The 21,082-nt window shown below is 71.5% G+C and carries 17 protein-coding genes and 1 pseudogene; 10 read left to right on the forward strand and 8 right to left on the reverse strand.

Translation table 11 applies throughout. The annotated features are described in order from the left end of the window. Positions 1–3 precede the first annotated feature (3 nt). A complete protein-coding gene (gene aspS, locus ACZ45T_RS08655) occupies positions 4–1,821 on the reverse strand; it encodes an aspartate--tRNA ligase (protein ID WP_468438864.1) in 1,818 nt (605 codons plus the stop codon). Between the two features lie 159 nt (positions 1,822–1,980). Here aspS and ACZ45T_RS08660 point away from each other — a divergent pair, with 159 nt between their 5' ends. Then, positions 1,981–4,206, forward strand: coding sequence for a SpoIIE family protein phosphatase (locus ACZ45T_RS08660; protein WP_468439387.1), 2,226 nt, complete (start codon positions 1,981–1,983; stop codon positions 4,204–4,206). Positions 4,207–4,223: 17 nt separating this feature from the next. Next, positions 4,224–5,285 (forward strand): AI-2E family transporter, encoded by a 1,062-nt coding sequence (locus tag ACZ45T_RS08665; RefSeq protein WP_468438866.1) that lies wholly within the window; start codon positions 4,224–4,226, stop codon positions 5,283–5,285. An 18-nt stretch (positions 5,286–5,303) separates the two neighbouring features. Here the strand turns inward: ACZ45T_RS08665 and ACZ45T_RS08670 are convergent, their stop codons facing one another. From ACZ45T_RS08670 to ACZ45T_RS08685, 4 genes are all read right to left on the reverse strand, one after another. After that, positions 5,304–6,305, reverse strand: a complete 1,002-nt coding sequence (locus ACZ45T_RS08670; protein ID WP_468438868.1) for a pirin family protein — start codon at positions 6,303–6,305, stop codon at positions 5,304–5,306. 118 nt (positions 6,306–6,423) lie between these two features. Continuing rightward, complete coding sequence (locus ACZ45T_RS08675; RefSeq protein WP_468438870.1) at positions 6,424–6,990, reverse strand: peptidase inhibitor family I36 protein; 567 nt, start codon at positions 6,988–6,990, stop codon at positions 6,424–6,426. 130 nt (positions 6,991–7,120) lie between these two features. Next, complete coding sequence (locus ACZ45T_RS08680; protein WP_468438872.1) at positions 7,121–8,083, reverse strand: ArsR/SmtB family transcription factor; 963 nt, start codon at positions 8,081–8,083, stop codon at positions 7,121–7,123. A 104-nt stretch (positions 8,084–8,187) separates the two neighbouring features. Then, on the reverse strand, positions 8,188–8,655 hold the full coding sequence (locus tag ACZ45T_RS08685; RefSeq protein ID WP_468438874.1) for an SseB family protein: 468 nt from the start codon (positions 8,653–8,655) through the stop codon (positions 8,188–8,190). Between the two features lie 172 nt (positions 8,656–8,827). Here ACZ45T_RS08685 and ACZ45T_RS08690 point away from each other — a divergent pair, with 172 nt between their 5' ends. The 3 genes from ACZ45T_RS08690 to ACZ45T_RS08700 all read left to right on the forward strand — a co-directional run bounded on the left by ACZ45T_RS08690 (position 8,828) and on the right by ACZ45T_RS08700 (position 12,966). Continuing rightward, a complete protein-coding gene (locus ACZ45T_RS08690; protein WP_468439389.1) occupies positions 8,828–10,654 on the forward strand; it encodes an acyl-CoA dehydrogenase in 1,827 nt (608 codons plus the stop codon). 191 nt (positions 10,655–10,845) lie between these two features. Beyond that, the gene (locus tag ACZ45T_RS08695) at positions 10,846–11,574 is read left to right on the forward strand and encodes a hypothetical protein (RefSeq protein WP_468438876.1); all 729 of its coding nucleotides are present in this window, start codon (positions 10,846–10,848) and stop codon (positions 11,572–11,574) included. A gap of 99 nt (positions 11,575–11,673) precedes the next feature. Continuing rightward, entirely contained in the window at positions 11,674–12,966 is a 1,293-nt protein-coding gene (locus ACZ45T_RS08700) for a M18 family aminopeptidase (protein ID WP_468438878.1), read from the forward strand. Positions 12,967–13,048: 82 nt separating this feature from the next. Here ACZ45T_RS08700 and ACZ45T_RS08705 read toward each other — a convergent pair whose 3' ends face one another. Continuing rightward, positions 13,049–14,908, reverse strand: coding sequence for an NHL domain-containing thioredoxin family protein (locus ACZ45T_RS08705; protein WP_468438880.1), 1,860 nt, complete (start codon positions 14,906–14,908; stop codon positions 13,049–13,051). A gap of 65 nt (positions 14,909–14,973) precedes the next feature. On the opposite strand from ACZ45T_RS08705, the pseudogene ACZ45T_RS08710 reads away from it, so the two are divergent. Next, positions 14,974–15,231, forward strand: a pseudogene (locus tag ACZ45T_RS08710) (Uma2 family endonuclease); the annotation flags it as partial. Positions 15,232–15,283: 52 nt separating this feature from the next. Here the strand turns inward: ACZ45T_RS08710 and ACZ45T_RS08715 are convergent. Then, positions 15,284–16,099, reverse strand: a complete 816-nt coding sequence (locus ACZ45T_RS08715) for an ATP-grasp domain-containing protein (RefSeq protein ID WP_468438882.1) — start codon at positions 16,097–16,099, stop codon at positions 15,284–15,286. A 32-nt stretch (positions 16,100–16,131) separates the two neighbouring features. Between ACZ45T_RS08715 and ACZ45T_RS08720 the strand changes: the two genes are divergently transcribed. Next, positions 16,132–16,650 carry an LURP-one-related/scramblase family protein gene (locus ACZ45T_RS08720; protein WP_468438884.1) on the forward strand — a complete coding sequence of 173 codons (519 nt, stop codon included), beginning with the start codon at positions 16,132–16,134 and terminating at the stop codon, positions 16,648–16,650. 93 nt (positions 16,651–16,743) lie between these two features. Continuing rightward, on the forward strand, positions 16,744–17,109 hold the full coding sequence (locus ACZ45T_RS08725; protein WP_468438886.1) for a hypothetical protein: 366 nt from the start codon (positions 16,744–16,746) through the stop codon (positions 17,107–17,109). Positions 17,110–17,113: 4 nt separating this feature from the next. On the opposite strand, the gene ACZ45T_RS08730 is transcribed toward ACZ45T_RS08725, so the two are convergent. After that, complete coding sequence (locus ACZ45T_RS08730; protein WP_468438888.1) at positions 17,114–17,893, reverse strand: carbon-nitrogen family hydrolase; 780 nt, start codon at positions 17,891–17,893, stop codon at positions 17,114–17,116. A 149-nt stretch (positions 17,894–18,042) separates the two neighbouring features. Here ACZ45T_RS08730 and ACZ45T_RS08735 point away from each other — a divergent pair, with 149 nt between their 5' ends. Further along, positions 18,043–18,873, forward strand: coding sequence for a maleylpyruvate isomerase family mycothiol-dependent enzyme (locus tag ACZ45T_RS08735; protein WP_468438890.1), 831 nt, complete (start codon positions 18,043–18,045; stop codon positions 18,871–18,873). Positions 18,874–19,185: 312 nt separating this feature from the next. Next, positions 19,186–21,078 (forward strand): HEAT repeat domain-containing protein, encoded by a 1,893-nt coding sequence (locus ACZ45T_RS08740; RefSeq protein WP_468438892.1) that lies wholly within the window; start codon positions 19,186–19,188, stop codon positions 21,076–21,078. Positions 21,079–21,082 lie beyond the last annotated feature (4 nt).

Consider the following 21,082-nt stretch of genomic DNA (forward strand, 5'->3'; position numbering starts at 1 on the left):
CGCCTAGCGCGCGGCGTCCGGGTGGACGGCCTCCGCGATCGGCTTCGCGTCCGCCGGCTTCGTCTCGACCGGCTTGCGCAGCGCGATGTTCAGCTCGCGCAGACGGGCCTCCTCCAGCACCGTCGGCGCGCCCATCATCAGGTCCTGGGCGTTGCCGTTCAGCGGGAAGGCGATCGTCTCGCGGATGTTCGGCTCGTCGGCCAGCAGCATCACGATGCGGTCCACGCCCGGGGCGATGCCACCGTGCGGCGGGGCGCCGAGGCGGAACGCGCGCAGCATGCCCGCGAACTCGCGCTCGACGGTCTCGGCCTCGTAACCGGCGATCTCGAAGGCCTTCAGCATGACCTCGGGCTCGTGGTTGCGGATGGCGCCGGAGGACAGCTCGATGCCGTTGCAGACGATGTCGTACTGCCAGGCCAGGATGTCGAGCGGGTCCTTCTCCTCCAGGTCCTTCATGCCGCCCTGCGGCATGGAGAAGGGGTTGTGGGAGAAGTCGATCTTGCCGGTCTCCTCGTCCTTCTCGTACATCGGGAAGTCGACGATCCAGCAGAAGCGGAAGACGTTCTCCTCGAAGTGGCCGGCCCGCTTGGCGGCCTCGACGCGAACGCCGGACATGATCTTGGAGACCTCGTCGAACTCGCCCGCGCCGAAGAACACGGCGTGGCCGGCCGCCAGGCCCAGGCGCTCGGTGAGGACCTTGACGTTCTCCTCGGTGAGGAACTTGGCGATCGGACCGGTGAGGGCGTTGTCCTCGCCGACGCGCACCCAGGCCAGGCCCTTCGCGCCGAGGGAGACCGCGTAGTCGCCCAGGCCGTCGAAGAACTTGCGCGGCTGGTCACCGGTGTCCGGGACGGCCAGCGCGCGCACGTGCTTGCCGGCGAACGCCTTGAACTCCGAGCCCTCGAAGACGTCGGTGATGTCGACGAGCTCCAGCTTGGCGCGCAGGTCGGGCTTGTCGTTGCCGTACTTCAGCATCGACTCGCGGAACGGGATCCGCGGGAACGGCGAGGTGACCTCGCGGCCGTTGCCGAACTCGGTGAAGAGCTCGGTCATCAGGCGCTCGATCGGCTGGAAGACGTCCTCCTGCTCGACGAAGGACATCTCCACGTCGAGCTGGTAGAACTCGCCCGGCGAGCGGTCGGCGCGGGCGTCCTCGTCGCGGAAGCAGGGCGCGATCTGGAAGTACCGGTCGAAGCCGGAGATCATCAGGAGCTGCTTGAACTGCTGCGGGGCCTGCGGCAGGGCGTAGAACTTGCCCGGGTTCAGGCGGGACGGCACCACGAAGTCACGGGCGCCCTCGGGGGAGGTCGCGGTGAGGATCGGGGTCGCCATCTCGTTGAAGCCGAGGGCCACCATCTTGGAGCGGATGGAGGCGATGACGGCCGAGCGCAGCATGATGTTGCGGTGCATGCGCTCGCGGCGCAGGTCGAGGAAGCGGTACTCCAGGCGCCGCTCCTCGTTCACACCGTCGTCGGTGTTGATGGTGAAGGGCAGCGGGGCGGCCGCGCCGAGCACCTCGACCTCGGAGACCTCGATCTCGATCTCGCCGGTGGGCAGCTCGGGGTTCACGTTGTCCGCGCCACGGGAGACGACCTTGCCGTCGATGCGGACGACGGTCTCCTTGGTGACGCTGCTCAGCGCCTCGTTCGCGGCGGTGCCGGGACGGGCCACGAGCTGCGTGATGCCGTAGTGGTCACGCAGATCGATGAAGAGGATGCCGCCCAGGTCTCGACGGTTGTGCAGCCAGCCGCTCAGCCGGACGTCGGCGGCGACGTCAGAGGCGCGGAGCTCGCCGCAGGTGTGGGACCTGTACCGGTGCATCAGTCATCCAGTTCTTCGCGATACCAAGGTGGATTCAACCGTCCCAAGGTTACCGTCCGGGAGCGGAGCCGGTCGGGCACTCCCGTCGCGCCTGCCCAAACGCGCCCGGCCAGGCCCGCGAACAGGCACGTCACGGGTATGACCTGTAAAGATGACCGGGTGCGCACCGAGGACGTCCTGGCCGCCATCGCGACGGGCCTGTGGCGATGGGACAACGCCTCCGGGACGGTCACGCTCGACGGCGAGGCCGCCCGGCTCCTCGGGCTGCCCGCCGAGCCCGTCGTGCTTCCGGAGGTCGCCGTACGGTCCCGCTTCCACCCGGTGGACTGGAACGAGATCAACGGCATCGTGAACCTGGCCGTCGCCGAGGGCACCCTCGCCGAGGCCCGGCTGCGGATCATGGACGTGGACGGGCGTGTCCTGCGGACCGTACGCAGCCGCTCCAAGCCGGTGGAGAACCGGTCGGCCGACGGCACGCTGGACTACGAGCTGATCGGGACCATCCAGGAGATCGCCGAGCCGCAGCCCGGCACCACGGCCGCGCACACCCCCATCACCGGTGACTGGCGGCGCTCCCGTGAGGCCTTCCTGCTGGACGCGGGCCGGGCCCTGGCGGAGGCCCGGTCCACCGCGGAGGTGCTGCGGGTCGCGGCCTCGCTGTCCATGCCCGGCTTCAGCCCCGACGGGCTGGCCGTCTTCGGCCTGGCCGGGGACCGGCTGTCGGTCACCGGGCACCACGGGCACGATCCCGGGGAGGAGGGGCCCTTCACGGACATGCCGCTGGACACGGACTATCCGGCCGCGGAGGTCGTCCGTACCGGCCGGGCGATCTACCTGCCCACCCCCGAGGACTACAAACGGCGCTTCCCGGCCGCCTGGCCGCTCGCCCAGCGCTTCGGCCGGGTGTCCTGGGCCTTCCTGCCGCTGATCGTGGCCGGGCGGACCCTGGGCGCCTGGATGGCCGCCTTCAAGCATCCGGCGTCCTTCTCCCCCGACGAGCGGTCCGTCCTGACGACTGTGGCCCGGATGCTGGCCCAGGCGCTCCAGCGGGCCGGGGTGGCCGAATCCGAGCGGGAACTCACCACCGGCCTGCAGCGGTCGATGATGCCGCAGCTCGGCCCGGACATCCCGGGCATGCAGATCGCCGCCCGGTACGTGCCCACGGGCGGCGGCCTCCAGGTCGGCGGCGACTGGTACGACATGATCCCGCTGCCCTCGGGCAGGTTCGCGCTGGTCATCGGCGATGTGCAGGGCCACGACGTCCGCGCGGCCGGGCTGATGGGCCAGCTGCGGATCGCCGTACGGGCCTACGCGTCGGAGGGCCACCGCCCGGACGCGGTGCTCTCGCGCGCCTCCCGCTTCCTGGCCGGGCTGCACGCGGGCGCCGAGGACCAGGCCGAACCGTACGACGACGCCGACTTCCAGAGCCCGCGCTTCGCGACCTGCCTGTACGTGGAGTGCGACCCGAAGACCGGCATGCTGGAGGTGGCCCGCGCCGGCCACCCCGATCCCGCGATCCGGATGACGGACGGCACCGTCCTGATGCGTCCCACCGCGGGCGGACTCCCCCTCGGGATCGTCCTGGACACCGACTACCCCACCACCCGGTTCACCCTGGAACCGGGCGAGACGATGATGCTCTGCACCGACGGGCTCATCGAGACCGGCGGGCACGACCTGGACACCGGCTGGGCGCGGCTGCGCGCGGTCCTGGAGTCCGACGCGCACGAGCACGGGTCGGAGGGCGGCGTCGAGGGCGTCATCGACGGCGGTCTCGACGGCGGCCCCGACGGCGGGCAGCTGGACGGCCACCTCGAGAGGCTGGCCGACCTGCTGGTCCAGGCCGTGCACGGACCCTCCTCGCACCACACCACCGGCCCGCTGGCCGACCGCCGCGAGGACGACATAGCCGTGGTGCTGCTGTGCCGCGAGGGCGAGAGCTGCGGCTGCGGTTCCACCCTCGCGCACCCGGCCCGCCCGGCGCGCCGCACGGCGCTGACCGTGGCCCAGGCGGAACCGGAGCGGATCGCGGGCGCGCGCCGGCAGGTCCGGGAGCTGTTGCACGACTGGGCCGACGCCGACCAGGTGGACTCGGCGGTGCTGATGGTCTCCGAGATGGTGACGAACGTACTGACGCACACCGACGGCGACGCGCTGCTGGTGGCGGAGGCGGTGGGCGAACTGGGCGGGCGCCGGCTGCGGATCGAGGTCGCGGACGCCAGCGACGAGCTCCCGCACAAGCGGCAGCCGGGCGAGATGTCCTCCAGCGGCCGCGGGGTGCTGCTGATGGAGATGCTGGCCGACACCTGGGGCGTGGACCCGCGGGGCGAGGGCAAGTCGATCTGGTTCGAGCTGTACGAGCAGTCCAAGCCCGCCTCCGACTGACGTGGTTGGATGACCGCGTGCCGAACTCCCTTCTGCCCGAGCCCGTACGGCGGGTCGCCGCCTGGTGCGCCGTCTTCCTCCTGGTCACCGGCGTCGTCGCGGTCCTGGTCTGGCTGTGCGTCACCTTCAAGGCCGCGGTCACCCCGGTGCTGCTCGCCCTGCTCGGCGCGGCCCTGCTCGGGCCGATGCACCGATGGCTGGTGCGGATGCGGGTGAACCGTTCCCTCGCCGCCGCGCTCACCTGTCTGGCCGTGGTCGCGGTGGTCGGCGGGGCGGCGTACGTCGTGGTGCTGGCGCTGATCGAGACCGGCGACCAGATCATCGACTCGCTGCGCAAGGCGGGCAAGGACCTCGCCGAGCACTTCGGGGCGGCCGGCACCTCACTGGAGGACCTCGCCAAGAATTCGAAGGACCTGCTCTCGAAGTTCGGCGGCACGGCCGCCTCCGGCGTGATCGCGGGTCTCAGCGTGGTCGGGCAGATGCTGGCGACCACCCTGCTCGCGCTCCTGCTGATCTTCTTCTTCCTGCGCGACTCCGACCGGGCCGCGACCGGCCTGCGGTCCTTGGTGCCCAGCCGTTCGGGCGACATGATCGAGGCCATGGGCCGGCGCGCCTTCGAGGCCGTCGAGGGCTTCATGCGCGGCACGACCTTCATCGCGCTGATCGACGCCGTACTGATCACCGTCGGACTGCTGGTCCTGAGGGTGCCGGGCGCCGTGGGACTGGGCGCCCTGGTCTTCGTGACGGCCTACATCCCCTACCTCGGCGCCTTCCTGTCCGGCGCGATCGCGGTCCTGGTCGCCTTCGCCGACCGGGGCTGGGTGGTCGCGGCATGGGCGCTGGGCGTGGTGCTGGCGGTCCAGGTGATCGAGGGCAACGTGCTCCAGCCGGTGGTGCAGAGCCGGACGGTGCAGATGCACCCGGCCGTGGTCATGCTGGCGATCACGGCGGGCGCCAGTGTGGCCGGGATCCTGGGGATGCTGCTGGCGGTCCCGCTGACCGCGGCCGCCTTCGGGGTGATCTCGGAGCTGCGGGCCCGGTACGCCGCGGATGCGTCGCCCGGGCCCGTGGACCTCTAGGCCGTCTCAAGGCCGTCTCTAGGCCGTCTCTTCGTCCACCGGACCGGTGCCGCGGTGGCCGAGGCCCGTGCGCGCCGTGGTGGGGATGCGTCCCAGCCGGCCCGCCTGGAAGTCGTCGAAGGCCTGCTGGAGCTCCTGCTGGCTGTTCATGACGAACGGCCCGTAGTGCGCCATCGGCTCCCGGATCGGAAGCCCGCCGAGGAGGACGACCTCCAGGTCCGGGGCGTTCGAGTCCTGGGACTCGTCCGCGCGCACCGTGAGCGAGCCGCCCTCGCCGAAGACGGCCGTCTGCCCGGTGCGGATGGGCCGGCGGTCCTCGCCGACCGTCCCGCGTCCGGCCATCACGTACGCCAGGGCGTTGAAGTCGGCGCGCCACGGCAGGGTGATCTGCGCGCCCGGGCTGACGGTCGCGTGGATCATCGTGATCGGGGTGTGGGTGATGCCCGGGCCGTCGTGGCCGTCGAGCTCACCGGCGATCACGCGGAGCAGGGAGCCGCCGTCCGGAGTGGTCAGCAGCTGGACCTGGCCGCCGCCGATGTCCTGGTAGCGCGGGGGCATCATCTTGTCGGAGGCCGGGAGGTTCACCCACAGCTGGAGGCCGTGGAAGAGCCCGCCGCTGACGACGAGGGACTCCGGCGGGGCCTCGATGTGCAGGAGGCCCGAACCGGCGGTCATCCACTGGGTGTCGCCGCCGTTGATGACTCCGCCGCCGCCGTTGCTGTCCTGGTGGACGAAGGTTCCGTCGATCAGGTAGGTGACGGTCTCGAAGCCGCGGTGCGGGTGCCAGGGGGTGCCCTTGGGCTCGCCCGGCGCGTACTCCACCTCGCCCATCTGGTCCATCATGATGAACGGGTCGAGGTACTGGTAGTTGATGCCGGCGAACGCGCGGCGCACCGGGAATCCCTCGCCCTCGAACCCACCGGGAGCGGAGACGACGGCCAGCACCTTGCGCGCGACGGCGGCCTGGGGCTCGGCCACTCGCGGAAGGGTCAACGGGTTCTCAACAGTCACTGCGGGCATGGTCAGGACCTCCTTCTGCGTCGAGTTTAGTTGAAACTCGAACTTTCTGCCACACCCCGCAGAACAGCGGACCCCCGGGAACCATTCCCCGGGGGTCCGCTGTGCGCTCAGATGCTGGTCAGCAGGGGTCGATGTAGTAGATGTCGTTCCAATTGACCCACTGGCGCTGCTCCGAAGGGGCTCCGCCGACGTACCACGAGTTGCCGGAACCTCCCTGGAAGCGGGCGCGGGTGCCGGGAGTCTGGTCGTTGTACCAGGACCCGTTCGTCTCGATCCAGGGGATGAACAGGTTGTCGCTGCATTTCCACACGTCCAGCTTGTCGCTGCTGAAGAACGGCCCCTTGTACGCGCAGAAGTACCCGTAGGCACAGCTGATCGGCGCCGGACCCGCGCCCGCCGCCAGACTGCGGGCCTTCTCCTCGTCCGGCAGGGCCAGCGTCAGCCGCGCGCCGTCATACGTGATCTCGTTCGCGGCGGTCTGGACGCCTCCGGCCCGGGCGAGGTAACCGTCGACCCTGGCCTGCAGCTCCTTGGCCTGCGCCGCGCTCAGCCCCGCCTGCTCGGACTGGGCGGCGAAGGGCGCCTTCGCCGGAGCGGCGGTGGCCGCCGTCATCCCCAGAGCGGCCACGCACGCCGCGCTGAACGCGGCGATGGACATCCGCCACAGCCCACGGGGCTGCGCCATACGACCTTCTGTCACGTCGGACTCCCTCGTCTCCGGTGTCGACGGGGGTTCCCCCGTTGGATCCCCCCGTGGCACCGATACTCCTGACCCCCGGCAGCGGCCGCGATGGTTTCGGGCGTGCCCGAAAGCTTCAGCGGCCGCCGCTGTGGAGCAGGTCCACGCCCAGGCCGGTGGCCGAGTGGAGGACCGCCTTGCCGTCGCGCTGGGTGGTGATCAGGCCGGCCGCGCGCAGGGTGCGGGTGTGTTCGGAGACCGAGGGCAGGCTGATGTGCAGGTCGCGGGCCAGTTCGCTCGTCGTGCGCTGCTGGATCAGCAGCTGGAGCACCGCCGCCCGGGTCCGGCCCAGCAGCGCGTCCAGCGCGCCCTCCGCCGGGCCCGGTCCGACCAGCGGCAGGGGGGTCAGCGCCGGATACATCAGCAGGCGCCTGCCGTCCGGCCCCTCCGGGCCCTCGGCCAGCAGCGGACGGCCCGTCCAGAACGGCGAGGGCATCAGCAGCAGGCCCCGGCCGCCGAGGGTGGTCGTGTAGTGGGGCGGCAGCCCGACCTCGAAGACCGAGCCCGTCCAGTCGGCCTGCGGATGGGTGCTGGCCAGGCACGCCTTGATGCCGTGGGCGGCCAGCAGCCGGGTGCGCCAGGCCACGTCCGCCTGGAAGGACTGCCGGATGCGCGGCCACTGCGGGGCGACGAGCACCTCGTACGCGGACCTGATCGCGCCGCCGAGCTGCTCCCAGGCCTCGCGGTCCTGGTCCCACAGCGCACGCAGCCAGGAGGCCGGGCCGGGGGCCCGGGCGGCGGTGCGGGCCAGCTCCTCGGCGGTGAGCAGCGCGCCCCCGTCCCGTACGGCCACCAGCCCCTCGTCCAGGGTGCGCGAGTACGGCTCCACGAACTGCGGGTTGTCGCCGTCGGGCCGCAGCAGGTCCAGGAGCGGCCGGACCCGGCCCGGTAATTCCCGGCCGACGCGGCTGCGCCAGCGGCCGAAAACCGCCTGCTCGTCGCGGCGCTGCCAGGCGACCAGCGCCATCGCCAGCTCCACCAGCGGGAGCGGCTCGCTCGCGAAGGTGACGTTGAGCAGGTCCTCGGTGGTGAACTGCACCCTCAGCAAAGCGCGCCCCCCGTCATGCGTCAGGCCTCGGCGCCCGCACGGCGTCCAGCCGCCCGCGCAGCAATGGCGTCTAGCCGCCTGCGCAGCAATGGCGTCTAGCCATACATGCGGCGCATCGCGAAGTCGACCATCTGCTCGACCGCCTTCGCGTCGAAGACCATCCGGTGGTCGCCCTCCATGTCGAGGACGAAGCCGTACCCGGTCGGCAGCAGGTCGATCACCTCGGCGCCGGTGATCACGAAGTACTTGGACTCCTTGCCGGCGTACCGGCGCAGCTCCTTGAGCGTGGTGAACATGGGGATGACCGGCTGCTGCGTGTTGTGCAGCGCCAGGAATCCGGGGGTCTCGCCGCGCGGGCAGTAGACCTTCGAGGTGGCGAAGATCTGCTGGAAGTCCTCCGCGGACAGCGACCCGGTGGTGAAGGCCCGCACCGCGTCGGCGAGCGAGGGCGGCGATGGCTCCGGGTAGAGCGGCTGCTCGCCGTACCCGCCGGCCATCTGCTGCGGGGCGGCGTACTGCTGCCCCGCGTGCCCCGCGCTCACGTTCTGGTCGTAGCCGTACATGGGGCGAAGCCTACCGACCGGCCCCGCACCGCAGGACACGCTTTTCCCGCCAGGCTTGACGCTGGTCACAGTCGTGAAGGGTTGCGTCTTATTACCGGCGGGTAGCATCATGACATTACCGATTGGTATGTACGAGGAACCTGTCTCCCCGAGCCTTAACGGAGCCGTCGCCATGGGGCACTACAAGTCGAATCTCCGCGACATCGAGTTCAACCTCTTCGAGGTGCTCGGCCGCGACAAGCAGTACGGCACCGGTCCGTTCGAGGAGATGGACACCGAGACCGCCAAGAGCATCCTCGGCGAGCTCGCCCGCCTTGCCGAGAACGAGCTGGCCGAGTCCTTCGCGGACGCCGACCGCAACCCGCCGGTCTTCGACCCGGCCACCAACACCGCGCCGGTCCCGGCCTCCTTCAAGAAGAGCTACGAAGCCTTCATGGACTCGGAGTACTGGCGCCTGGGCCTGCCCGAGGAGATCGGCGGCACCACCTCGCCCCGCTCCCTGATCTGGGCCTACGCGGAGCTGCTGCTCGGCTCGAACCCGGCCGTCTGGATGTACTCCTCCGGCCCGGCGTTCGCCGGCGTCCTCTTCGAAGAGGGCAACGAGGCGCAGAAGAAGATCGCCCGGATCGCCGTCGAGAAGCGCTGGGGCTCCACCATGGTCCTCACCGAGCCGGACGCCGGCTCGGACGTCGGCGCCGGCCGCACCAAGGCGATCCAGCAGGCCGACGGTTCCTGGCACATCGAGGGCGTGAAGCGCTTCATCACGTCCGGTGAGCACGACATGGAGGAGAACATCCTCCACTACGTCCTCGCGCGCCCCGAGGGCCACGGCCCGGGCACCAAGGGCCTGTCCCTCTTCCTCGTCCCGAAGTTCCACTTCGACTGGGAGACCGGCGAGCTGGGCGAGCGCAACGGCGTCTACGCCACGAACGTCGAGCACAAGATGGGCCTCAAGGCCTCCAACACGTGCGAGATGACCTTCGGCGACCAGCACCCCGCCAAGGGCTGGCTGATCGGTGACAAGCACGACGGCATCCGCCAGATGTTCATGATCATCGAGTTCGCCCGGATGATGGTCGGCACGAAGGCCATCGCCACCCTCTCCACCGGCTACCTGAACGCGCTGGAATACGCCAAGGAGCGCGTGCAGGGTCCGGACCTGGCGAACTTCATGGACAAGACCGCGCCCAAGGTCACCATCACGCACCACCCCGACGTGCGCCGCTCGCTCATGACGCAGAAGGCGTACGCGGAGGGCATGCGCGCCCTCGTCCTCCACACGGCCACCGTCCAGGACGAGATCCAGGTCAAGCAGGCCGCGGGCGAGGACACCTCCGCCCTCGTCGGCCTGAACGACCTGCTCCTGCCGATCGTGAAGGGCTACGGCTCGGAGAAGTCCTACGAGCTGCTCGCGCAGTCCCTGCAGACCTTCGGCGGTTCCGGTTACCTCCAGGAATACCCGATCGAGCAGTACATCCGCGACGCCAAGATCGACACCCTCTACGAGGGCACCACGGCCATCCAGGGCCAGGACTTCTTCTTCCGGAAGATCGTCCGCGACCAGGGTGCGGCGCTGAACGTCCTCTCCGAGACGATCAAGAAGTTCCTGGCCGAGGCCGTCGGTGGCGAGGAGCTGGCCGACGCCCGCGACGCGCTCGCCAAGGCCGCCGTGGACCTGGAGGCCATCGTCGGCCAGATGATCGTCGACCTCACCGCCACCGGCGAGGACGTCAAGAACATCTACAAGGTCGGCCAGAACACCACCCGCCTGCTGATGGCCTCCGGCGACGTGGTCGTCGGATACCTGCTGCTCAAGGGCGCCGCCGTGGCCGCCGAGAAGCTTCCGGGCGCCTCCGCGAAGGACGTCCCCTTCTACACGGGCAAGATCGCAGCCGCGAAGTTCTTCGCGGCGCAGGTCCTCCCGGGCGTCTCGGTCCAGCGCCAGCTGGCCGAGGTCGTCGACAACTCCCTCATGGAGCTCGACGAGGCCGCCTTCTAGGCTGCGCCACATCGCCGATCGCACCTGCCGATCGCGCCACAGCTGTACGCGGTGTACGTACGCACAGCGGCCGGGTCTCCGAACGGAGGCCCGGCCGCTCGTGTACCCGCCGCAGGTCCCCGGCCCCCGGCCCCAGGCCCCTGTCCTGCGGCTTTCCCCCGTTGTCAGTCGTTCATGGGACGCTCGTACGCATGAGTCCACAGGATCAGCACGGCAGCAGGGGGTATTCCGTCCCCACCGGGCGGCCGTATGCCCTCAAGGAGCTGCAGGCGACCCTGGGGAGCCTCGGCGACCACCTCCGGGAGCTGTACGACGGCTCCCACCCCGCCGAGTACGACGGCATCGCCGACGCGCTCTACGTGGCCTTCCAGACCGCCGCCGGGCTGGCCCCCGCGAAGAGCTACACCGGCTGCCCCGAGCACCCCAACGGCGCCCTCGACCCCGAGGCGCCCGAAGGCTGGGGCCGCTGCCTCATCTGCAACGACCGGCGCCGCCTCGGGCGGCGGCTGCAGGGCGCCCGGGCCGCCGGGCCCGCCGGCGAGCAGCGCCGCCTCGGCTACCCCGTACCGGAGGGCCCGTACACGCTCCCGGCGCTGCGCGCGTGCCTGCGTACGGTCGAGGACCAGCGCTTCCACCTGAGCCTGTCCTCGCCCCCCGAGGACTTCGTCCGCATCGCCGACGACCTCCACCGCGCCTTCATCGTCGCCCGCGAACTGTCCCGGCCCCGCAACGCCTCGGGATGCTCCGAACACCCCGGAGCCCCCATCGACCCCGACGCGCCTCCCGGCGAGGCCTGTATCTTCTGCGCCGGACGCAAGAGACGCGCGCAGCGCTCCCCGCAGACCCCGGAGATGCTCCCGCGCATCCGCCGGGGCGAGCGCAGACAGCTGCAACGCCGATTCGAGCGACCGCCGGGCTGAGAATCGACCGGACCGCAGATCACACCCCCTGCGGCCCGATCCTCGGCTATCCCCCGCAGTCCGGCCATGGCGAACACGACCGTCGTTAAGGTGAACCACATGAGCTCTCCCGCCCGCTTCGACCGCGGCCACACCGACGACCTGATGACCTTCCTGACGGCCAGTCCGTCGCCGTACCACGCCGTGGCCAACGCGGCTGAGCGGCTGGAGAAGGCAGGCTTCAGGCAGCTGTCGGAAACGGACGCCTGGGATGCGGGCACCGGGGGCAAGTTCGTGCTCCGCGGCGGCGCGCTCATCGCCTGGTACGTCCCGGAAGACGCGGCCGCGCACACCCCGTTCAGGATCGTCGGCGCGCACACCGACTCCCCCAACCTGCGGGTCAAGCCGCTGCCGGACACGGGCTCGCAGGGCTGGCGGCAGATCGCCGTCGAGATCTACGGCGGCACCCTGCTCAACACCTGGCTGGACCGGGACCTGGGCCTGGCCGGGCGGTTGACCCTGCGCGACGGCACCGAGCGCCTGGTGAACGTGGACCGCGCGCTGCTGCGCGTGCCCCAACTCGCCGTGCACCTGGACCGGTCGGTGAACACCGACGGCCTCAAGCTCGACAAGCAGCGCCACATGCAGCCGATCTGGGGGCTGGGCGAGGTCCAGGAGGGCGACCTGATCGCCTTCCTGGAGGAGGAAGAGGGCCTGGAGCAGGGCTCGGTGGCCGGCTGGGACCTGATGGTCCACTCGATCGAGCCGCCCGCGTACCTCGGCCGCGACCGCGAGCTGGTGGCCGGCCCCCGGATGGACAACCTGCTGTCGGTGCACGCGGGAGTCGCGGCGCTGGCCGCGGTGTCCGGCGCGGAGAAGCTCGACCACATCCCCGTCCTGGCCGCCTTCGACCACGAGGAGAACGGCTCCCAGTCGGACACGGGCGCGGACGGGCCGCTGCTGGGGAACGTGCTGGAACGTTCAGTCTTCGCGCGCGGAGGCTCGTACGAGGACCGTGCGCGGGCCTTCGCGGGCACCATCTGCCTGTCCTCGGACACCGGGCACGCCGTGCACCCCAACTACGGCGAGCGGCACGACCCCACGCACCACCCGCGCGCCAACGGCGGCCCGATCCTGAAGGTCAACGTCAACCAGCGGTACGCGACGGACGGCAGCGGGCGCGCGGTGTTCGCGAGCGCGTGCGAGCGGGCCGGCGTGCCGTGGCAGACCTTCGTCTCCAACAACTCGATGCCGTGCGGCACGACGATCGGCCCGATCACGGCCGCCCGCCACGGCATTCAGACGGTGGACATCGGCGTCGCGATCCTCTCGATGCACAGCGCACGCGAACTGTGCGGCGCCGACGACCCGTTCATGCTGGCGAACGCCCTGGTGGCCTTCCTGGAGGGCTGACGCGGGCCCGCACACCGGACGACCGGCGATCTGCCTGGTCACGGCAGTGATCGCCGGTCGTCCGTCGGTGTGCGGGCCCGCGTCAGGCGTCCATCCCGGCGAGGACGAGGGGGAGGCGGGTGGCCGCTCCCGGGGTGATCCGGACGGGGACGCCCCAGTCCTGCTGGTGGACGTGGCAGGCGGGGTACTCGTTGTCGCCCGCGGCGGAGCCGCTGTCGGATTCAGTGTCGTCGCAGGAGGCCGCCATCGCGGAGACGTGCAGGACGCCCTCGGTGAGGTCCGGGTTCAGGGCGAGCTCCCGGAACAGGTCGCTGCCGGCGCCCTCGCCCTTCACCAGCAGCTCGGGCGGGGTCGAGGAGACGAGCAGCCGGGTGGACGGCCCGTACCGGGTGTCGAGCTTCTGCCCGCTCGGCGCCTGGAAGACCACGTCGAGCCGGAGCGTGCCGGGGGCCACCTCGGTGGCGGCCCGCTGCGTACGGTGGGCGACCCCGTCCACCCGTACGGCCTCCTCCGGGAGCCGCAGCCGGGTCAGGCGGTGCCGGGCGGACTCGACGACCACGATGTCCTGGCCGACCAGCACCGCGTCGCTGGGCTCGCGCAGATCGGTGGCGAGCGTGGACACCTCGCCGGTGGCGGGGTCGTAGCGCCTCAGCGCGTGGTTGTACGTGTCGCACACCGCGACCGAGCCGTCGGGCAGGGCGGTCACCCCGAGCGGGTGCTGGAGCAGGGCCTGGCCGGCGTCCCCGTCCCGGTGCCCGAAGTCGAACAGACCGGTCCCGACGGCGGACGTGACGACGTAACCGTCGGGGGTGTCCGTCACGTACCGCAGGGCGCTGGTCTCGGAGTCGGCGACCCACAGCCGGTCCCCGGCGGCCGCGAGCCCGGAGGGCTGGGCGAACCAGGCCTCGGCGGCGGGCCCGTCGAGCAGCCCCTCGTTGGTCGTACCGGCCGCGACCCCGACGGTCCCGGTCTCCGGGTCCCAGGTCCACAGCTGGTGCACGCCGGCCATGGCGATCCACACCTTGCCCTGCCACCAGGCCACGTCCCAAGGCGAGGACAGGTCCACCTCCAGAGCGGGCCCGGAGGTCGGCGACCCCTGCCACCACTGCCGCCCGGTCCCGGCGACGGTCTCGACGGTCCCGCTCTCCAGGTCGAGGACGCGCAGCGCGTGATTGACGGTGTCGGCGACGACCACCCTCCCGTCGGACAGCAGCGCCAGCCCCTGCGGCTCGCTGAAGCTCTCCGCGGTGAACCCGCGCTCCCCGGTCCCGATCCGCCGTACGACGCTCTCCCCGTCGGCGGCCAGCTCGACGAGCTGGTGCCGCGTCGAGTCCGAGACCAGGAGGTTCCCGCTGGGCAGCACCAGCGCCTTCCCGGGGAACCGCAGGTCGCTCGCGACGGGCTCGGGCGCCACGTACGGCCCGTCCCCGCGCCGCAGGGTGCCCTTGGCCTCGTGCTCGGCCTCCAGCTCCTCGACGAGCCGCGCGATGGCGTGCGCGTGCCCCTCGCCGGCGTGCTGGGCGACGATGTAGCCCTCGGGGTCGATCACTACGAGCGTGGGCCAGGCCCGTACGGCGTACTGCTTCCAGGTCGCGAGCTCGGGATCGTCCAGCACGGGGTGGTGCACCTCGTACCGCTCGACGGCGTCGACGACGGCGGCGTGGTCGGCCTCGTGCACGAACTTCGGCGAGTGCACGCCGATGATCACGACGGTGTCGCGGTGCTTCTCCTCCAGCTCGCGCAGCTCGTCGAGGACGTGCAGGCAGTTGATGCAGCAGAACGTCCAGAAATCCAGGATGACAATCCGTCCTCGCAGATCGGCGAGGTTGTACGGCTTGCCACCGGTGTTCAGCCAGCCACCCTTGCCGATCAGCTCGGGGGCACGGACACGGGCACGTCGGGGCGCGGGCGCGGGGGTGGGCGCCGGGGCGGCATCGTTCATGCTTCAAGCTTGCCATCCGCAGACACGTGCACCCGCACGGGTGATGCCGGGCGGCGGTCGACTGCGTCTCGCACGACTGGGATCACAAGCGCGTCCGGGGCGAGCTGCGCACACAGCTCTCGGACGTGGTCGAGGCACTCGGCTGCATGGCAGGCTCCGGCGACCTCGACCTGCCGGGATCGCTGAACTGGTACGTGCCCGACATCGCTGTGGTGCCCGACCACCTTGCACGCGGCGGCTCGGCACTGATGCCCGATCAGACCCTCCTGATCGTCGAGGTCACCTCCGAGTCGAACGCCGAGACCGACCGCGTCGTCAAGCGCAGCGGGCTCTAGCCGGGCTGGTCGAAGAGGCGCCAGGGCCGCGAATCCGACATCAGGCGGTGACGCCGAGGAAGGAGTGGAGGGATCGGGCGAGCGCCGCGACGAAGGCGTCCTGCACCCCCGCCGGGACGAGGTCCAGCGACAGGTACGGGTTCAGGTCCTCCAGCTCGACGAGGAGCAGCTCGCCCGAGGGGGCCCGGCAGGCGTCCACGCGCTGGATGCCGTGGTCGAGGGTGTTCCACGCGATGAAGGTGCGGGCGAAGGCCAGGTCCGCCTCGGTCGGTGCGTAGGGCCGCAGTTCCCAGCGGCGGGCCGGGTCCGGGGCGTAGAGGGCGTACTGGAAGGCGTCGTCGACGAAGTAGAAGGACACCTCGTACGTGAAGTCGATGCGCGGCTGGATGAGGATCTCCCCCGCCGGGCCCGTCGGGTCCGCGGTGAAGGCGAGGCCGATGGAGTCCGCGCCCTGCTTCGGCTTGACCGCGTACTCCGGGACCTGCGGCACCTCGGACAGCCGGGCGGGGTCGTCGACGGTCGGGATGACCGGGTAGCCGGCGGCGGTGAGGTCGAGGAGGTACTGCTTGCCCGCCATGTCGGCGCGGCCGGTGAGCGGGTTGTAGACCGGGGTGCCGGCGGCGAGGGCCGCCGCGCGGAAGGAGTCGTAGGCCTGCTGGTAGTGCAGGACCGGGCCGCTGTTGCGGACGATCACCGCGTCGAAGCCCATGGGTGCGAGTGCCTCCGCGTCGGCCGGGTGGCACAGGGCGAGCTCGAAGCCGGCGGCGCGCAGCCGGGAGGTGAGGAATATGTCCTCGTCGCAGTACCGGCGGCCGCGCGCCGGGTACGCCAGGTCGGTCACGTAGAGGAGTGGCATGGCGGAAACCTATCGCGGGCACTGATCAGCGCATGAAATACCTCGTACGGGACAAAGTGCTGGCCGTCGGCGACGACTACTGGGTCGAGGACGAGGACGGCCGCCATGCCTTCCTCGTCGACGGGAAGGCGCTGCGGTTCCGGGACACCCTGGAGCTGAAGGACCCGGACGGGCGGATCCTGATCACCCTGCGGGAGAGGATGTTCAGCCTCCGCGACGCCATGACCCTGGAGCAGACAGCGTCCGATGGCGGCTCCGCCGCGGGCCAGCGGCTCGCGGTGATCCGGAAGAAGCGGTTCTCGCTGCTGCGCAACCACTACCTCGTGACGCTGGCCGAGGGCACCGAGCTGGACGTCAGCGGCCGGATCCTGGACCGGGAGTTCAAGGTCGAGTACGACGGGGAGCTGCTCGCGCTGATCTCGCGGCAGTGGTACCGGATCCGCGATACCTACGCGGTGGACGTGGTCCGGGAGGACGCGGACGCGGCGCTGCTGATCGCGGTCGCCGTGTGCGTGATCCGGATGGCGAAGAAGGAGCGGGAGGACGCCTGAGTACGGACCCACGGGGAGGTGAGCATCCGAGCTCATGCCGGGGCGGTGCTCCCGCTGCGAGGATCGTGCACGTCCCCAGGGAAGGAGCCGACGGTGCACCCCGACACGTACGCGACCTTGTACGGCCCGTGGCGGCCGACGAAGCCCGCTCGGAAAGAGCGGCCCCTCGTCGCCGCGCTCGCGGGCCTGCTGTGGGCGATCACCTGCATGTCGCTCATCTGGCTGGCCGGCCTCTTCGCCATCGCCGTCGTCTGGGGTGCGGCGGCCGGGCAGCCGGTCGGAGGCCTCGTCCTGCGCGTCGCCCTGGTCCCGGTGGGCGCCGCCGCCGTGCTCACCGCTCTGGCCTTCGTCCCCGGAATCCGCCGGCTGGCCGTTTCGACCCGTCTGCTCCTCCTGGGCGCCCTGGCGTGCCCGCTTCCGACCGGCGTCGCGATCTGGGTCTGGTTCCGCATCGGCTAACCGGTCAGCGGCCCAGGCGGCGGTCCTTCAGGGCCGGGAACTGTGCCCGGGTTTCGGCGACCTTGGCCGGGTCGAGGTCCACGGTGAGGATCTCCTCGCCCGAGCCCGCCTCCGCCAGGACCTCGCCCCACGGGTCCACCACCAGGCTGTGCCCCGCCTGCTCGACGCCCGCGTGCGTGCCGGCCAGCGCGCACGCCAGGACGTACGACTGGTCCTCCACGGCGCGCGCCCGGTTGAGCAGGGTCCAGTGCGACCGGCGGCGCGCGGGCCAGCCCGCGGCGACGACCATGGTGGTGGCCCCGGCGTCGACCAGGCCGCGGAAGAGTTCCGGGAAGCGCAGGTCGTAGCAGGTGGCGATGCCGAGGGTCTGCTCCGGCAGCTCCACCGTGGTCAGCGAGTCGCCGGGCGACATGAGCACCGCCTCGCCCTGGTCGAAGCCGAAGCGGTGGATCTTGCGGTAGGTGGCGGCCAGCTCGCCCGCCGGGGAGAGCACGAGGGCGGTGTTGTAGAGCGAGCCGTCACCCGCGCGCTCCACGACCGAGCCCGCGTGCAACCACACGCCCGCGTCGCGCGCCGCCTTGGACATGACCTCGTAGGTCGGGCCGTCCAGCGGTTCGGCCTCGGTCTCGAACTGCTCGTAGGCGAAGGCCCCCACGGTCCACAGTTCGGGCAGGACGACGAGGTCGGAATCGGATTGCTCCCGTACGAGCTCGGCCACCCGGGCACGTCGGGAAGGCACCGACTCGCCCTCATTCACCGCGATTTGGATCAGCGAGGCGCGCACACTACCACCGTCCTGGCATTCAAGCCGTCAACTCGGGCCTACGATCGTCACACGAAAGCACTGCCGGGGTGCTCACCGGCAGCGTAGTTTTGGAAACTGAGTCCACTGCTTCCGAAACGCGCCACTGAACAGCACCGCGAGGGGTCCCGTTGACCGTCCATCCGCATCCCAGCCTCAAGCCCTATGCCGACGCGTGGACGCACTCCATCGAGGCGATAACCGAGCTGGTCCTCCCGTTGACGGAGGGCGAGTGGAACCGGGCGACCCCGTGCCCGGGATGGTCCGTCCGCGATGTCGTGTCGCACATCATCGGCATCGAATGCGAGCAGCTCGGGGACCCGCGGCCGATCCACACGGTGGCGCGGGACCTGCGGCACGTGGTGGACGAGTTCAGCCGGTACATGGAGGTGCAGGTCGACGTACGGCGTCACCACACCGCGCCGGAGATGACCTCGGAGCTGGAGTACACCGTCATCCGGCGTGCACGGCAGCTGCGGAACGAGAAGCGGGATCCGGACACGATCGTGCGCGGGCCGCTGGGCGACCAGGTGACGCTGGAGCACGCGCTGCGGCTGCGGGCCTTCGACGTGTGGATCCACGAGCAGGACCTGCGGACGGCGCTGGGAGTACCGGGGAACTGGGACTCGCCGGGCGCCCACGTGACGCGGGACGTCCTGCTGGCCGGGCTGCCGAAGGTGGTGGCCAAGCGGGCGGGGGCGCCGGCGAACTCGGCGGTCGTCATCGACGTGCACGGCCAGCTGGAGTTCATGCGGACGGTACGGGTGGACGCCGACGGCCGCGGGACCGTGGACAAGGCGCCCTCCCTCGGCCCGGCGGTGACGCTGACGCTGGACTGGGAGACGTACGTCCGGCTGGCGGCGGGGCGGGTACGGGCGCACCTCGTGGCCGACCGGGTGAAGGTGGAGGGCGACGCGGAGCTGGCGGAGGCCATCCTGACGCAGTTCGCCGTCACCCCTTAGCGGTTCCTTCACCGCTCGTCGCGGCGGGACAGCCGGCGCCGGGCCCAGGCGCCGGCGCCCACGACGAGGGCGGCGGCCAGCGCGCCCAGGAACTCCGGCACGGCGGCCAGCAGAAGGTGCGTCATGTCGGTCTCCTCCAGGGGTAGTTGCGTTGAGGAGACAATGGGCCGCTTACGGCCGGTCCCCACCTGGGCAGGGACCGGCCGGGACGCCCTGGGACATCCCGGAGGCCGGTGGCGCGCACGTCCGGGCGCCGTCCGGGACCGGCTGGGCCGCCCGGGGACGGCAGGGCCGGAAGGCGGGAGGGCCGCGATGGGGTGGCAGGCGTTCGGTGACTTCCTGCGCGCGCAGGCCGACCGGGCCGGGATGGGCCCCCGCGACATCGAGCAGGCCTTCAGGGATGCGGCCCGGGAGGATCCGCAGCGCTTCGGCGCCATGGCGTACTCCAAGTCGCACATCGACCGCATCTTCGGCGCGCAGGCCCGGCCCAGGCCGCCCTGGCCCTTCACCCTGGAGTTCCTGCGCATCACCGGCCGGGCCGCCCGCCTCACCCAGCAGGAGCACAAGAGCCGCTGCGATCAGGCGCGGTCGCTGCTCCGGGCCGCGACCGACACCGCCCTCCCGGCGCCCCGCACCCCCGCGGTGGTGGCGGACGACACCATCGCCGTCCTGACCCTGGAGCGGGACCTCGAACGCAGCCTCCACGCGGAGACCCGGCTGCGCTACGCCCTGCGCGACGCGAATGTCCTGATGTCGACCCTGCTCCAGATCATCAGCGCCCTCCGCGAGATCATCGCCGGCAACGAGGTCCGGGAGATCCGGGCCCTGCCCGAGGACGCCGCCGGCCTGCGCGAAGAAACCCGGCAGGCCCTGGCCCACAAGTCGACCGCCCAGCAGGAGGCCGACCGCGTCGCCGCCCGGATGCGCGTCCTGGAGGACCTCTGGGACCGCGCACGCGCCGAGATCCACCGCCTCGCCGCGCATCCCGACGCGGCCGACCTCGCCTTCGCCCACCCCGACCCCGGAGGCCCTGCCCAGCCGCTCCTGGCCCGTGACCTCCTCACCCGGCCCGCGCTCGACGACATCGCGGCGGCCCTGGCGAAGGCGCACGAGGTCAACTCCCGTGAGGACGAGGCGGTACGGACCCTGCGCGACGCCGTCGCCGCCGGGGACGGCTTCCTCCAGCCCGATGACGAACTCGGCGTCCTCCTCGCCTCGACCCGCCTCAGCGACCCCGAGGCCCGCCGTGCTGCAGCCACCGCACTCGCCTCCCGCTGGTCCCACACCCGTGAGGCTCGGGAGGCCGTCGTACGCCTGGCCGGTGACGAGGCCGCGGACGTCCGCAGCTACGCCGCCGAAACACTCGGGGAACACTGGCCGGGCGATGCAGAGGTGATGGAGGTCGTTCTACGGCTGACCGACGACCCGGACCCGGAGGTCCGCCTGACCGTCGCCGGCGCGCTCAGTGCGGGCTGGCCCGGAGCCGACACGGCCCGGGCCGCCGTCCTTCACATGACCGGGGACCCGGACGGCGTCGTCCGCCTGGTCGCCGGCGGCGCGCTCCTGGACGGCTGGCCGCAGCACGGCTCGGTCTGGCACGCCTTCCTTCGCCTGGTCGAGGACCCGGAATTGCACGTCCGCGAGTACGCCGTTGAGCGGCTCGGGCGACACTGGGTGGGCGCCGAAGTCCTGGAGGTCGTCCTGCGCCTGGCCGAGGACCCCAGCAGCCGGGTCCGCCGGGCCTCGGTCTCCTGCCTCAAGGACGGTTGGCCCGGCGACCCCACGGCCCGGGAGGCCGTCCTCCGCCTGGCCGACGACACGGACCTGCACGTCCGCCGGGTCGCCGCCGAGGCGCTGGCCGTGGGCTGGCCCGGCGACCACGCCGGCCGCAACGCCTTCCTGCGCCTGGCCGAGGCCCCGGAGCCGGACATCCGCCTGTGGGCGGCGCAACAGCTCGGGAAGGGCTGGCCGGGCGACCCCATCGTTCGCAAGGCCCTTCTCGACCTGGCCGACGACACGGAAGCAGGCGTCCGCGCGGCGGCCGCCGACGCCCTCACGGCGGGCTTGCCGGGCGACTCCGCCCACGGCATGGAGTTGGTGCGGATGTCGGTCGACCCGGACCCGGTGGTGCAGCGGCTCGCCGACGAAGCGATCAAGACCTGGCAGGAACCCGGATCCGGGGACGGCCAGGAGCCGCCCGCCTGACCCC

It is taken from the genome of Streptomyces sp. NPDC030995 (assembly GCF_055571215.1).